Origin of the sequence: uncultured Nostoc sp., from assembly GCF_937863485.1 — a bacterium.
GTDB lineage: Bacteria > Cyanobacteriota > Cyanobacteriia > Cyanobacteriales > Nostocaceae > Nostoc.
In genome coordinates this window covers 1-14,373 of record NZ_CALMFY010000083.1, presented here as the reverse complement: position 1 = coordinate 14,373, position 14,373 = coordinate 1, and the positions used below count along the sequence as shown (strand labels likewise).

At 43.3% G+C, this 14,373-nt stretch carries 14 protein-coding genes and 3 pseudogenes; 5 read left to right on the top strand and 12 right to left on the bottom strand.

The genetic code is table 11. The annotated features are described in order from the left end of the window. Nucleotides 1-34: 34 nt before the first annotated feature. The 5 genes from Q0541_RS11100 to Q0541_RS11080 all read right to left on the bottom strand — a co-directional run bounded on the left by Q0541_RS11100 (nucleotide 35) and on the right by Q0541_RS11080 (nucleotide 2,106). Complete coding sequence (locus tag Q0541_RS11100) at nucleotides 35-346, bottom strand: hypothetical protein (RefSeq protein ID WP_298909633.1); 312 nt, start codon at nucleotides 344-346, stop codon at nucleotides 35-37. Next, the gene (locus tag Q0541_RS11095; protein WP_298909631.1) at nucleotides 322-879 is read right to left on the bottom strand and encodes an ISAs1 family transposase; all 558 of its coding nucleotides are present in this window, start codon (nucleotides 877-879) and stop codon (nucleotides 322-324) included. The genes Q0541_RS11100 and Q0541_RS11095 overlap by 25 nt, the downstream gene beginning before the upstream one ends. 285 nt (nucleotides 880-1,164) lie before the next feature. Then, nucleotides 1,165-1,344: a chlorophyll a/b-binding protein gene (locus Q0541_RS11090; RefSeq protein WP_298909629.1), complete on the bottom strand. Its 180-nt coding sequence runs from the start codon at nucleotides 1,342-1,344 to the stop codon at nucleotides 1,165-1,167. Then, complete coding sequence (locus tag Q0541_RS11085) at nucleotides 1,331-1,609, bottom strand: CHAT domain-containing protein (RefSeq protein WP_366941857.1); 279 nt, start codon at nucleotides 1,607-1,609, stop codon at nucleotides 1,331-1,333. The genes Q0541_RS11090 and Q0541_RS11085 overlap by 14 nt, the downstream gene beginning before the upstream one ends. An 83-nt stretch (nucleotides 1,610-1,692) precedes the next feature. Next, on the bottom strand, nucleotides 1,693-2,106 hold the full coding sequence (locus Q0541_RS11080) for a hypothetical protein (protein WP_298909624.1): 414 nt from the start codon (nucleotides 2,104-2,106) through the stop codon (nucleotides 1,693-1,695). A 284-nt stretch (nucleotides 2,107-2,390) separates the two neighbouring features. On the opposite strand from Q0541_RS11080, the pseudogene Q0541_RS11075 reads away from it, so the two are divergent. Then, nucleotides 2,391-3,443, top strand: a pseudogene (locus Q0541_RS11075) (IS630 family transposase); the annotation flags it as partial. A 118-nt stretch (nucleotides 3,444-3,561) separates the two neighbouring features. Here Q0541_RS11075 and Q0541_RS11070 read toward each other — a convergent pair. The 3 genes from Q0541_RS11070 to Q0541_RS11060 form a co-directional block, all read right to left on the bottom strand. Next, complete coding sequence (locus tag Q0541_RS11070) at nucleotides 3,562-4,188, bottom strand: NAD(P)-binding domain-containing protein (RefSeq protein WP_298909622.1); 627 nt, start codon at nucleotides 4,186-4,188, stop codon at nucleotides 3,562-3,564. 62 nt (nucleotides 4,189-4,250) lie between these two features. After that, nucleotides 4,251-4,850, bottom strand: a complete 600-nt coding sequence (locus Q0541_RS11065) for an NADPH-dependent F420 reductase (RefSeq protein WP_298909619.1) — start codon at nucleotides 4,848-4,850, stop codon at nucleotides 4,251-4,253. Nucleotides 4,851-4,957: 107 nt separating this feature from the next. Then, on the bottom strand, nucleotides 4,958-5,578 hold the full coding sequence (locus Q0541_RS11060; protein ID WP_298909616.1) for an FMN-dependent NADH-azoreductase: 621 nt from the start codon (nucleotides 5,576-5,578) through the stop codon (nucleotides 4,958-4,960). A gap of 163 nt (nucleotides 5,579-5,741) precedes the next feature. Between Q0541_RS11060 and Q0541_RS11055 the strand changes: the two genes are divergently transcribed. After that, nucleotides 5,742-6,086 (top strand): helix-turn-helix domain-containing protein, encoded by a 345-nt coding sequence (locus tag Q0541_RS11055; RefSeq protein WP_298909613.1) that lies wholly within the window; start codon nucleotides 5,742-5,744, stop codon nucleotides 6,084-6,086. Between the two features lie 809 nt (nucleotides 6,087-6,895). On the opposite strand, the gene Q0541_RS11050 is transcribed toward Q0541_RS11055, so the two are convergent. The 4 genes from Q0541_RS11050 to aroA all read right to left on the bottom strand — a co-directional run bounded on the left by Q0541_RS11050 (nucleotide 6,896) and on the right by aroA (nucleotide 11,917). Continuing rightward, a complete protein-coding gene (locus Q0541_RS11050) occupies nucleotides 6,896-7,141 on the bottom strand; it encodes a hypothetical protein (protein WP_298909610.1) in 246 nt (81 codons plus the stop codon). Nucleotides 7,142-7,382: 241 nt separating this feature from the next. After that, nucleotides 7,383-8,969, bottom strand: a complete 1,587-nt coding sequence (locus tag Q0541_RS11045; RefSeq protein ID WP_298909607.1) for an alkaline phosphatase — start codon at nucleotides 8,967-8,969, stop codon at nucleotides 7,383-7,385. 227 nt (nucleotides 8,970-9,196) lie between these two features. Next, on the bottom strand, nucleotides 9,197-9,748 hold the full coding sequence (locus tag Q0541_RS11040) for a PEP-CTERM sorting domain-containing protein (protein ID WP_298909604.1): 552 nt from the start codon (nucleotides 9,746-9,748) through the stop codon (nucleotides 9,197-9,199). Nucleotides 9,749-10,636: 888 nt separating this feature from the next. Beyond that, nucleotides 10,637-11,917: a 3-phosphoshikimate 1-carboxyvinyltransferase gene (aroA, locus tag Q0541_RS11035; protein WP_298909601.1), complete on the bottom strand. Its 1,281-nt coding sequence runs from the start codon at nucleotides 11,915-11,917 to the stop codon at nucleotides 10,637-10,639. Between the two features lie 287 nt (nucleotides 11,918-12,204). Here aroA and Q0541_RS11030 point away from each other — a divergent pair. The 3 genes and pseudogenes from Q0541_RS11030 to Q0541_RS11020 all read left to right on the top strand — a co-directional run. Next, nucleotides 12,205-12,606: pseudogene (locus Q0541_RS11030) on the top strand (adenylate/guanylate cyclase domain-containing protein); the annotation flags it as partial. Between the two features lie 353 nt (nucleotides 12,607-12,959). Beyond that, entirely contained in the window at nucleotides 12,960-13,265 is a 306-nt protein-coding gene (locus tag Q0541_RS11025; protein WP_298909598.1) for a hypothetical protein, read from the top strand. 540 nt (nucleotides 13,266-13,805) lie between these two features. After that, nucleotides 13,806-14,373 (top strand): annotated as a pseudogene (locus Q0541_RS11020) (hypothetical protein); the annotation flags it as partial.

Sequence of the window (14,373 nt, the reverse complement as noted above, 5' to 3'; positions counted from 1 at the left end):
CACCCGTTAATGTACTGATATCACTGTACCTCAGTTACCTGCAATCTGCTGTATAACAGACAATCTCATAATATTTTTTTCCCTTTCTGGTTCCAAATCTTTCGACCCTTATTAAAGATTTTATTCCAGTCCATTCTGGGTCAATTCCATTTAAATCATGAAAAACTTCTACAGTACGTGTTGTAACTCTATCTCTAGTTTTTTCTGTCTCTACTACACGACTTGTCGGTTTTCTTAGGGCAGCAATGCGTTTAATATGGCTATGTAGTTTTGGCTGATTATCTTTAACCGCAATAACGTAATCGTTGCCACTTTCTATAATTATTTTGCAAGTTTTTTTTGGCAATGTAAGGAATCAAAGCTGAAGACAACACCTTGTAGATCCAAGGCTGTGATTAAATCTTGTACAACTTGGATTTCACTTTTTTGCTGATTTTCAAATTTCTCCATCCCGACAACAAGTCCTCTTTTACAAGCAAAGATTGATACTATGCTGACAAAATTTTGACTCGATGAATCGTAGTGTTTCACCGTACCCTTAATACTTTTACCATCTGTCGCACACCATTCTGATACCTCTAAATCAACATAATTTTGTGCCCAGGTATTAAATTTTTCCGCCAGTTTATCGAAGTTTACTTCCATGACTACACGTCGGATCGTCGAATAAGAGGGTACTCCATGTTTTTGGATGCCAAACTTTTCTATTAATATCCGACGATGCCGTTTAACAAAATCTCCCCATCCACGATATCCAACATATCCATTCATCGTGCCCATTATTACAAACACTAATACTAACCACAGTGGATGTCTTCGACCATCAGTCGTTCTCAAATCTTCCACTTGCTTCAAATGTTCTACCAGAGCCGCACCCATAATTTTTTCCCCTCAACCCTTGCTATTTTACCCCTTTTAGGGAATGAAACAGCCCTGCCTTATTAAGGGGGAGACAAGATTGATTTCTTGTTCCCTCCCCTTTCTAAGGGGAGGGTTAGGGTGGGGTAAAACTGACGCTAAAACCTCAGTTAATCAGCTATTTCAGACTTGTGTATACACAGTAGCCTACTAGGCGAGGGGCTGGGGGAGAGGTTACGTAGGAATCACCAATAATTCACCAGACATGAGATGAGTGTTAGGTAAAGGGGAAAAGCCTACATCAATTTAGAGGATGCCCCAGAAATGGAGTAAGCCTTGACCAGAAAAAGCTTCAATCAAAATAGCAGATACAAAACCAATCATTGCAAGACGACCGTTCCAATTTTCACTCTGAGGAGTGAAGCCAAAACGCACAGCATTAGGATCTTCTGAAACAATAGGCGCAGGATTCTTATAACCTGACATGAGTAAAACTCCAAAGTTCAAGTGTTGTAGCAGTTGTAACTGTATGTAAAGCAATGTAACAGATGTTTAAGAAAATGCAACATTGAGTGAATAAAGAAAAGCTGAAGAAAAATCTGCTCGACATATCTTCTCCCAGTCCGGTTTTACAGGCGCTGAGTACTAACAGTTCTGCTTGCAGGTTGAGGTTGAAAACATCGTGCGATCGCAAAAAGCCATTTTGTAGCATTCCCTTGTCACTGGAGTTTAGACTAAAGCAAGCAAAAATAGCTCAACATCTAAACCAATTGATTCCATGTTGAACTTGGCAGACTGTTGAAAATGAAGATTACACCACAGATGTAAGCACAACTACCCTAATTTTGGGTCGTTGACTTCTACAGCTTGCTCTGGTGTGCACCATGTTGTCGAATCGTTGACCTTAAACTTATCACTCCAGACACGAGGACGACCACAACCTGTATAAGGTGGGGGCGCACCAGAAAGCACACGGTTGGAACGCAATCGCATTAGTTTATCCGCAGCAATGTCTGCCGTCTGTGTGATCAAGCTGGCACAGGCGTATTCGGTATCCCATAAAGATAAGGGACGAGTTGGCAGATTTTGGCACAGCAGTTCCAGTTGAGCAGCGGCCTTGGTGATGGGATTGTCAAAACTTGTGATGCGCTCATGCAATAACGGTAATGCCCAACTTCCTTCGGTTTCTCGAATCCAGGCTATTGTGCTGTAACCTTGCCCCACTGTCACTGGTTTTACACCGGACATGGGTTGAGCTTGATGTTCGTAGGTAGGGTCTTTTAATGTCCGCGCATCAGGTCAAGGCCAAGCTGTATGATCTCCGGCTAATACCAGTTGTCCTGTTGGTGGCAACTGTGCTGTGTACAACTGCATCAATTTTTTACGTGATTAACTGTTAACAATCTTTTTGAGATAGCTCATCAAGATTAATTGTCATGTTCTTCAGTAAATTTTATGTTAATAAAATAACTTCTTACTTAAATGTATGTTTTAGCGATACCTGCGGCACACTGCGTGAACGCTCGTTTAAAGTCCAACTTCAGAAAATCGCGTTGCTCCCGTTAGTAGCGCAAGGCAAGAAAACTCTTGAAGTAGAGGAAATAACGGGCTATAGGAGAACATGGATTTACGCATTGGTAAAAAGGTATAACGAGTTGGGCATTTCTGGGCTATGCGATCACCGAAGTCAAAATCAAAGAGCAAAGCCCCTAATTGAGGATGTTGAGCAAGCACGGCTCTGGCAGGTTTTACAAGACAATGCTCCAGATGGAGGATTATGGAATGGTCGTAAAGTGGCAGATTGGTTGAGTGAAGTCACACAGACAAAGGTTAGCCGACAAAGAGGATGGGAGATATTACCGCAGATGACTTTTAGACTGCGAGTACCTCGCCCATGTCACACTAAAAGTGATTTTTTTGAGCAATCAGCCTGGAAAAAAAACTAGCTACAGAGGTTGAGGAACTCCAAACCAAGCATCCAGAGGCTGAAATTCAACTTTGGTGCGGAGCCGGAGACGCTCCGCCTCCGGTGAAGACGAACACCGTTTAGGACTCAAGCCAGTTCTGCGACGAATATATATACCTGAGGGAGAAACGCCAATTGCCAATGTCAACTGGAGATTTAAATAGAAATGGAAAGTATACATTTGTACATCCTAAAAGCGGAGAAACAAAAGGCGTGGATTCTGCCATACGTCAATACCAAACTTTTTAGTCGGGTTTTAGCAGACTTTGCTCGTGAATTTGAATTAGGTGCTAAAAAACAGATTATTCTAGCCGTTGACCGAGCCGGGTGGCATATTAGCCATGATTTGGAAATTCCCGAAGGGTTACATTTAACGTAAAGTCTGCCGGGCAGATACTCTGTCCGGCGAGCTTTACATTTTTACCCTCTGATTCACCCGAATTACAACTCTTCAGTTAGATTGTGGACAATGGTAGACGAACCGATTGTAAATCAATCGTTTGAAACCCTCAATGATTTGGAGGAAGTTTTATTTCATAGATGCAAAACTCTGCTTCAACAGCAAGATTTAATTCAAGGATTAACTGGTTTTCATTGGTGGATTAACATCGGAGCTTAATCGTAAGTGATTTCCCGGACATGATATAACATCGTCAAGCTGGAAAAAACATACTACAATGTAGTATAAATACCATAAATTTATTACGCTTCCAACTGCCGTTGCGTCAAAGGCGCTCTCACCGAAGTCGGCGGACGAAGTGGAGGTCGAGGCCAGATAGTGGAGCGCCGACCTCATGCATTGCACCACCCGTTGCTAGGGAACCGAGATCAACCGCGACCAAGCCGGTGCTGTTGATCAACTCCATCACCAGCTGTTTAGCTTCGTGGTCGTCGCCGGAAGTGAAGATTACTGTGCGGGGTTTGTTCGGTGAGAAATCCTGTATCCAGGCCATTGGCATGTTGCTGATCGATTTAACGAGCCGCGCGCCAACTGCCATCTCAGCAACCATCTCGCTAGAGGTGCGCCCCTTCAATGCGGCACGCGATCTGGTCACGCCAGCCAGACTAATGTCCGGCACAGCATCCACATGTGCGTTTGTTGCATCGAGCAGGATGCGATCTCGCCAATCAACTCCCTTTAGAGCATCGGCCACACGGACCCAATTCGTGGCAAGAATGACGACATCGCATTCGGCAGCCTGTTGCTTCGTCCCCGCAATCGCGCCTGGACCCAGATCAGCAACAAAATTAGCAAGCGTCTCCGGTCCTCTTGAATTTGATACGACTATGCTGTGACCAGCGGTTAACAAATGACGGCCAAACGTACTTGTGACGGTACCGGCACCTATAAAGCCTACTTTCATGACTAATCTCCTCTCTTCCGTTGGACTTGCGAACGAGCTTGCCGTTCAAGTGACTGCTGCAATCAGCCGAGCTTGACCAGATTCTGAAATAGAAGGCCGCCACGATGTCCGCCCTGAACATGAAGGGGTACGCCGCCCTGATCCAGGCTTCCGAGTTCGACTGGAGCAAAGCCAAGCTGATTTGCTACAGCCGCAACGGTCGCGCTGGCATCGGCGTCATTGCTCGACACGAACACGGCCTGCCTCTGCCCCTCCACGAACGGATTCGTTCCAAGCTGTGCCGCAGGAAGATGGTTGAAAGCCTTCACCAAGCGTGCACCGGGAAACGCTCTTGATATGACCTCCGATGAGAGGAGATCTCCCAATTCATCCGGAGCAACACCGAAAGCATTTGTCATATCGATAATGATATTGCCGTTCCACTGCTTCAACCGCTCCGCAACATCTTTGTGAGCGGCGAAAGGGACAGCGAGAAAGATGATCTCAGCTTGAAGAGCAGTCTCGATGTCCTTGGGAAGGATGGTTGCGCCGAGTTCCTTCGTCAAGGACGCAAGCGTTTCGGGACCACGAGAGTTCGCGACGGCAACTTCGATACCCTTGCGAGCGAAAATACGGGCGAGCGCAGAGCCGATCTTGCCGGAACCGATGATGGCGTATTTCATAATGTATCTCCAGTCTCTCAGCAGCAAGGCTGAGCATTCTTGTAAGTTAGTTCAACGCAACGTTTCTTAGCACATACACTGTTTATTCAGCAACGCCTATAGCGTCTCTACCAGGTAGCAGTCATACTTTGAACTTCTACTCGTGCTGCGGCAACCGATTTCTCCCGCGCCTCATCGCCCATTGTCAGCCCATCAGCATAGATGAATGAGATGTCGGTGACACCAATCAGTCCGAAGATGGCTCGCAGGTAGGGTTCATGAAAGTTATAAGCTTCCATTGGCGTTCCGGGTCGGTAGCTACCGCTTTGAGCCGTAATCACTAGCATTTTTCTGTCTTTGACCAGCCCTGTATAGCCGCTGGAATCCACTGCAAAGGTGCGACCCACGCGCACAACCTGGTCAATATATGCTTTGAAAACCGAAGGTACACTGAAGTTGTACATCGGCAGTCCCACTATATAACGATCAGCTGCTAACAGTTCATCAATTAGTTCGTCCGAAAGGCGAACTGCTGCTTGCAATTCGGGGGTGTAGTCTGCCGGAGACGAATAGGCAGCAGCAATCCAAGCTTCAGTGACATGAGGAATGGCTTGATGTCCGAGATCGCGATAAGTCACAATGTCATCAGGATGCTTATCTTTCCAGGCGGTTAAAAACTCATACGCAAGCGTACGTGAGATGGAACGCTCAGCGCGGGCGCTGGTATCCAAATGTAGAATATGGGACATAGAAAAAATCCGCTGCTAAACCTAGTTGAAACAACAACTGACTGATTCAACAAAGTTTGTAAAAACTTTGGTTTTGGTCATTTCTTCTTTATACTAAAGGTAGCTACTTTACTTTGAAAAGTAGTTTCTCTAAAGTAAGTAGTAGTGTTTTGAATTACTATCTATGTCCTACAATGAACATCAAGATTGTCCTTTTGGCGTTCTCATGCGCTTGCTGTCTGGTCCTTGGACGCTCTACCTGATTTGGGTGTTGCATAACAAGGGTCCAACTCGCTTTGGAGCATTGCAGCGTGAGGTCAGTGGAATTTCCACCAAAGTGTTAACTGAACGGCTGCGGATGTTAGAAGCCGAAGGCATTCTCTACCGTGACTACAAGCCGACAATTCCACCAGAAGTTACTTATGGCTTATCACCACGCGGAAGAGAACTAATGGAAGTCATTGATCAACTGGACGAATTAGCAGGGCGTTGGTATGGATCAAGCGCAAGCGGAATTGATCAAGCCTGATGTGCTCAAGACAGTACTCTGAGAGGGTGGTAAAAAATCTCGGCTCTTTATGGATTCCAGGGATCTAATGAAGAAGGCACTCTAATAAAGATGGCAACAGGGTTTTGCCCCGTTTCTTAACATTGTGAACGAACTCAAAAAACCCTAGATAGAGCGGCAGTTTGTCTTGACACAACGGCTGGATGAACTTGAGGGAAAGTGACCAGCCTGACTGAGACAGTGGCACTCCTCAGTCAGGCGAGGGAGCAATGCGATTTTGTGAGGTCTGGTCAAAAACAAGTGTTCACGCAGTGTGCCGCAGGTATCGCTAAATCCTTCCTTCAGTAATTAAAATATATTTATACCAATTAGGTAGTATTTATACTGTGAAAAGAGGATCTGAGCCACAACGAATTTTCAATTTCTTTTTCTGACAATAAAAAAGGTAGGATTTTCAAGTAGCAATAGTTTTGAGATAGGGATTATCTACCTTAATGGAAAAAGGTAGTGGTAAATATGTAGTGAAAACGGGGATTTAGTAACAAAAGCTATTTCTTTTTTAGCTATTTAAATCTTGAAGTATATTTATCTAAATAATTGAAGCATCTGCAAAGTATAAATATTTTGAATAGATATTTTATCCACTGGAGTTTAGACTAAAGCAAGCAAAAATAGCTCAACATCTAAACCAATTGATTCCATGTTGAACAATGAAATGAAACCAGAGCAATCAAAGTAATTAAAAGCCGTTAAGCAGTATTTTTAGATACTTTTTTAGGCTTGGTAAAGGCTTTTTTCACAATGGGATAAGAGTCCGTGGCGCTCTGGGTTTACCGGAAGTCCAACCAGGGGACTTTCCTCGCTTGTTTGGGGCTAGGTGCAGGTGTTCCAATCCGAGCCAAAACGGCTGCAAAGGAGTTAGCAACTCGACCTGGAGATAATTTTCGGCAAGGTTGTTGCCTACAGCCTTTTGGGCATCCTACGGCAGGCGCTAGCCTCTCACGAATGGGAGAAGGTAGAGGGCAATCTTTGATACCATACGAAGCTAACCACAACTGCCACCAGAGTAAAGGCATTAAATCGCTCCAACGTTCTGACTGCTCAGGGGTCGAAAAATGAGGTAACGTCCAAGTCTGAGAAAAATATGGCGGCTGTAAGTGCGATCGCTAATCTTATCGATTGAGTTAACGCTAGAAAGCATCGACTTGCAAAAGTCAATTTTCTGAAAATGAAAACACAGATGGATACAGATAAACACTAATGATTTATCTGTATCCATCTGTGATTATCTGGTGTCAATACCTGGGAATTAAACGATTAGACTTGCTGTATTCCGGGACGACCATCTTCAACTACAAATGAAGCCCGCTTACTAATCGTCCCAAATGGAGTCGTGACGTTTGATAAAACTAAATAGTCTGTCTTGCAGGTTGTGGGAGTCAGCGCACAGCGAACATACCCCCGTTGACCGTTGAAGAACTTAATGTGTGGGTTATCGGGTAAGTAAGCTTGAACATTTGGGGTGGTATCTGCCCCATCTCCACCGGAGGTTATTGAAGTACAGACGAATTCACTCCCGACTGTAGCAGATTCTGGATTATTAAAGTCAGCCTTTAAATTCATTGCCCAGTTGGAATGGATATCGCCTGATAAAACTACTGGATTAGATGGTTTGCGCTGTTCTAAGAAACGCATGAGGCGATCACGGGAAGCCACATAACCATCCCACTTATCCATGCTGTAGGTTTCGCCAGGCCCTGCTTTTGTGTCTATCTGAGCAACTACAACTTGCTGTGCCAAAACGTTCCACTTAGCCTGTGAGCGATTTAAACCATCATATAGCCAATCTTCCTGACGCTTACCAGTAATGGTTCCATTCGGATCTTCTCCACAAGGACGTTCTTTATTGCCATCACCACAGGGCTGATCGGTGCGATATTGGCGGGTATCTAGGACATGGAAAGTAGCTAAGTTACCAAAGGAGAGCCGACGGTAAAGTTGCATATCAGGGCCAACGGGACGCGAGAAGGGGCGCAGTGGCATGTGTTCGTAGTAAGCCTGATAAGCAGCAGCCCGCCGTTGCAGGAAGATTGCCCGATTCTGATCTGGTTCAGTATCAATTTCTGAGATGTTGTTGGCGTAGTTGTTTTCCACCTCATGGTCATCCCAGGTAACAATCCAGGGAAACGCTGCATGAGCTGCTTGCAGATTGGAATCGGTTTTATAGAGGGCGTGACGGTTGCGGTAATCTTCCAAAGTCACAATTTCTGCACTGTTATGCTGTCTGGGGCGATTCTTTGAAATTCCTCCTTCATAGATGTAGTCGCCAACATGCACTACCAAGCTGAGGTCGTCCTTAGCCAGATATTTGTAGGCAGTATAGTACCCTTGCTCATAGTGCTGACAGGAGACAAGGGCAAAGTTTAATTTATTTAAGTAGCCACCTGCGAGAGGAGCTGTACGAGTGCGGCCAATGGGGCTAGCTTCTTGGCCGACAAGAAACCGATACCAGTACCAAGTATCAGATTGCAGTCCCTCTACCACAACTCGAACTGAGTGAGCTAGTTGGGGAGTTGCTAGTACCGTACCTCTGGAGACAATGCGCCTCATGTCGGGATCGGTAGCTACTTCCCAGCGAATTGGCACATTAGCAGATGGCATTCCACCTCCGTTTAAGGGTTCAGGAGCGAGACGAGTCCAGATCACCACGCTACTGGGATAGGGATCACCTGACGCTACACCCAAAGTGAAAGGATAATTGGAAAATCTGTTTCTAGCGATCGCTCTTTGATTAGAAAATTGGTTAGCGATCGCCAAACCAGACAATGCTCCTGCCCCGATAATTAAGTTGCGTCGTTTGATTCGACTGTGTAGTAACTGCTCAAAATTCCGGTAATCTACCATTCTCTACTCCTGACTAACAGGTAAGTTAAAACGCAGCAACAGCTAACACGAAGAAGGCAGGGTGGTCTTAGGCAAACTTCGTAACTAACTCCCTTACCAAAATCAGGTTTTAATTCCCAACTTTTTCTTCTGGTATCAATGTCTTAGATATTGTTTTGCCACATCAAAGCATATTAGGAAGAGATTAATCCTTGGCAAAGAAAGCGTTAATATCAACTTAACCAAGGTTAAAATCTAACCTTTTTCATTGATGTTACTTTTCTCTTCATCATCCAGCCCAGACTACAAGCAAAGAGAGTACCAATTAAGGGCGTAGGTTCCGGTATTTGTGTATACGAAACTCTACCTAATATCGGTTCAGCATCTGGAGAGGTTCTAGAGAAAATTGTAAAATCATCACCAATGATTTCGTAACTTATAGAACTGGAAGGATTAGATTTATCGTTGAACAGATAGTCTAATCCTAAAGATGTTTTTCCTGTTAAAGATGTGGTTGGAAATACCAGGGGAAATTCTGGATATTTGGTGTCATCTTTTTCAGTATAAACAGTAGAGTCACCGTCAAATTGGAAAGAGAGCGACTTAATGGTATCTACAGGATTATCTTCATTACTGAAAGTTGAGTCATCAAAGCTAAAAAAACCATTTCCTTTAGTTATGGGACTATTAACTGTGAAAGCGTAATTAATAATTGCAGCAGATGCAGATTTTGCTTCTAAAGTAGCAAAACCTAAAGTCAAAGTAGCAGCAGTAAGCACTAATTGTGGAACCAATTTCATCTCAGTTTTCCTCATCATAAACTTTGTAAGCAATGCACACTGCAAGGTATAGAAATCGTTTGTTTCTAACTTACTTATTTCCAAATGGGTATTCATCACTGATTAAAACAGTGATGAAAATCAATACTTTTTCCCTTTTTCAGAAAAATCAATAAGTCTCCAATTATTTGGAGTCACACTATTTTAGAATCAGGAGTTTAAGCAAACTTTAATTAGAGGTAAAATAAAATCGAATTTAAATTTTCCAATGAAAGACTTAACCAATAACTAATACCAATTATTTGTGAAACTGAATAAAATCAGGCTTGTCCAAGCTTGAGGCTTGAGCAAATTGTTCTATTCAACCTCACAGGTAATCGGTATAAGATATTTATGTTAAAAATTTTGAAGTGATTGTTAGGCATAGAGTTTCAGCCCTATCCTTGAAGGTTGGTAGCGCTGATCCGAAAGGTAAAAAGAGTTGGTGCGTTAACCTACGGCATAACACAACGCCAGTTGCTACAACGGATAGCGCAGCGTAAAGCCTGCGGCATAGCTATCGCTTAGAGCGAGTCATCTCCCTTGGCGCTAGCCTCTCCCTTTGGGAGAAGGGGAGACGCCAAGGGCGAACGAGCGTCGGGAACCTCCGCAACGCACTGGCTCCCCTACGAGAATACTGGTCAGCCCCTTCCCTACGGGACGCTGCGCGAACGGGGAAGTCAAAAGTCACTCATTCAAAAGTCAAAAGTAACAACCCCATAAATAAATTTAGGGGCTTATAACAAGGAGCGGAGGCGGAGTGTCTCCGCCTCCGCGCCGTATTTCTTGCGTTGCACGTCTCGAAATACATTTTTTCTTTTTCCATAAATAAATTTAGGGGCTTGTACCTTTTTCTTTCTAGTCAATCTCTTATTGTTCTAACATTTGGAAGAATCGGGTAAAGTAATCTGGAAAGGTTTTCGCTGTACAGCCAGGATCTTTAATTACAATTCCTGGAACCTTCAACCCAGTGACAGCAAAAGCCATCGCCATTCGATGATCGTGATAGGTTTCAATCGCCGCTGGGGTAATCGGGCCAGGCTCAATTTTCAGTCTATCTGCAAATTCTTCAACCTCAACTCCTAACCGACGCAACTCTGTGACAACAGCTCGAATTCGATCGGTTTCCTTATATCGAATATGTTCCACATTGCGGATGGTAACAGGTGAACTGGCAAAGGGCGCGATCGCTCCTAATGTTTGCACTAAATCTGATATATCATTCATATCAATGTCGATGCCTTGCAATTGCTTCGGCCCCGTTACTTCGGTGTAATCATCCGAATCTTTAATTTGGCAACCCATCTGTTCTAAAACATTCAGCCACAGAATATCACCCTGACACGATTGTTTGGTCAAATGTTTGACGCGCACCCGTCCACCCGTGACGGCGGCGGCGGCAAAAAAGTAAGAAGCATTTGACGCATCAGGTTCTACTGTGTAATGTCGAGCTTGGTAACGTTGACCCGCTTTAATCTGAAATTGATTATCGCTGATTTGAATCACCTCTACGCCAAAATCTGCCATCAAACGACAGGTCATTTTGACGTAAGATTGAGAAACTAATGTCCCCTCAACCTCAATGCTAGTATCTTGTTGAGCATAAGGCGCAATCATCAGCAATGCTGAAAGTTGCTGACTTGTTTGGTTCGCTTTCAAGCGAAAATTTCCGCCAGCGAATTGCCGACTATAGAGGGTATAGGGCATAAACCCGGAGTTTCCCTCAAAGTTAACGGTTGCTCCACCCGCTTCCAGCACCGTCAGCATGTCACCCATCGGTCGTTCTCGCATCCGGGGAACGCCATCTAGGCGATATTCGCCGTTCCCCAATGCCACCAACGCCGAGATAAACCGTGCTGCTGTGCCTGCCAAACCCACAAATAAATCTGCTTGTTTAGCTGGAATATCGCCTCCTCTTCCCGCCACTTGGATCTGTGCCTGATGAGGATTCAAAGTAATGGGAATGCCCAATTGCTCTAAACATTTGGCAAAATACTTGCTGTCTTCACTAAATAAGGCATTTTCTAAAATGGAGTCACCTTGTGCCAAAGCAGCAACGAGCAGTGCGCGATTAGTAAGACTTTTAGAACCGGGAATTTCTACTGTGGCATCCACTGGCCGATTTAAAGCAGGAATTGCAATGGTATCCACGTTAAACCTCTACGTAGGCGGTTAGCTACAACTTTATATATTGCCATATTGTGACCAAAAGGAATAGGGAGAACAGGGAGGCAGGGGAAGAAGAACTATTGATTATTGCCCAATGCCCCATGCCCAATGCCCCATGCCCAATAGTTCCTAGTTGAAAAGTAAAATCTGATCTTGCTTTTTGGAATATTTGATTTTATTCACCTGACTAATCTAGAACCCAGGCATTATCAATATGAAATAGATTAAACCATTCCTATATTTTCAGGACTTACGCATTGAAAACTTGTTTAAGAGGATTTTTAGCTATTTCTGAACAATTGCTACTTGAAGAAGTAGTAAAGATTTTAAATCTTTATCTGGGAACAATGACAGATGTGATAAACCAGTATAAAGGCACGATTAATGAGTTTATCGCTGATGGTATTTTTGTAATATTTGGTACGCCAATTAGTCGCAAAGATGATTTTCAACGAGCGATCACCTGTGTTATTGCCATGCAATTGGCAATGCAGCAAGTGAACAAACTTTCATCAGCAAATGAATTTGCCAATCCTCGAAATGGGAATTGGAATGAATACAGGCGAGGTTGTGCTGGAAAATGTTAGTTCTCAAAAACGCGCTCAATATACAGTTATTAGCAGTCTGTTAATTTAGCTGCCCGAGTTGAGTCTTATACCGTGGGAGGACAGAAGACTGCGACTCCCTCACCGCTAGGCGTTTATGCATTTCTCAATGCACTCCGTCAGCCTGGATGACATTAAGGCATCAATATTGAAATGGTAACGAAGGGAGGTGTATGTAAATATGGTCAACTGAAAAAGTAGGTAGTCTAGGTTTTTTTAAAACAGTAGCAATTGTTGCTGATAGAACCAGGCGATCGCGGTAAGATTTTGAACTTAAGCCTGATCCAACTCTAAATAACTCTAACTCTGACCAAATAATTAATAATTCGTAATTTATGGGATAGAGCAACTAACTTGAGTTATATAGGTAAAAATATGATTTCTTCTCAAAGTGAGATTAAATTACATCCAAAAGACAGATGACGAACCTAAACAACTTTCAAAGACTAGTAGAACTTGCAAATGATCATGGAATTATTTGCCAGCCCACACCAGAAGAATGTTTGATTGGCTCTCTGCCTGGAGACGATGATTTCTTATTAGCTTTTACTTGGTCTGGTACAGTTGAAGGAGAGCCGCCAGAGCATGAATTAATAGCAATTAGTGTACAGGATATAGTCAAAGAAGTTACTGTTGCTGCTTGGCAGATTCCTATTTATTTATTCGGAAACGTTTTAAGGCAGGCTCAGATGCTTGTCGCTGCCCATAAAGATTTTGTTAGTTAGTCAGACAAGCTTTAGCTAGAAATTACTATCCCTGTCCACTATGGCAGGGATTTTTATTTGAACTACTGTGCCCAAGGCAAGAGTTACTGACACTCGATGTCAGCTTTAAATATTTATAAAATATTCTCTAAGCTTATTGGTGAAAACGTTGTAGTCTAATGTTTTTATACTGCAACGTTTCTTATTGAGCGATGCCTGCGGCGGGTTACGCTTACGCACTTTGCCGTATTAGGTGAGAATAGACTTGTGCTTGTAGTCAGGACTTTAATCCTCGATTTAGGAATTGAAGTCCCCACTCCAAACTGAGTGATGCCTGCGGCGGGCTACGCCTACGCACTTTGCCGTATTAGGTGAGAATAGACTTGTGCTCGTAGTCAGGACTTTAATCCTCGATTTGGGGACTTCAGTCCCTACTCCAAACTGGACATCATATAACTAATCCTATTGCGGCGTGCCACTGCTGGATGAAGTTATATTCCAACAGTTCTCACAGTTATTGTCTACCATTTTTACCTACGTGAGCAGTGTATTTTTAGATAAATGAAACAGTTAGCAAAAACGTTACATAAAAAATTTTCGCATCTAATTCAGCAGGTAATAGGAATTACCTTTTCCCGTAATCCAAATCCAAACGAAACTAATGTTGCTGAAGGTGAAGAAATCGTAGAAGACCAGATTGCTAAATTAGAAAAGCAAATTACTTTTCAGACATCCTCTAAGAAAGATGAGCAAAAGGTACTATTAAATAACCAGTATCCAACTAAACCCCGACAATTCAAAAAAGCTTCCTTATTTCCTGATCAGACTAGTATTGCTGCGTTGTCGTTAGTTTTGCATGGAGTTGCTGAAGTCTTATCTCAAAAAATGAATTTATCATGGAAAACTGAAACAAGTAGTACTTTCAGCTATGAAAAAGAAGTTGAAAGTGGAAAAGGAAAAATCTTTTACTATGTAACAGATAATCCCGAAACCTCACAACCAGAAACTCTGGCCGAAGAGGCTGCTTTAGTTGTTATAGATCAATTTGACCCAAGGGCGTGTGCTATTCACCTGATTTACTGTGCCTTAGTAGCTAACCTAGATAAACCTTGGTCAGGTAATTTTGTAA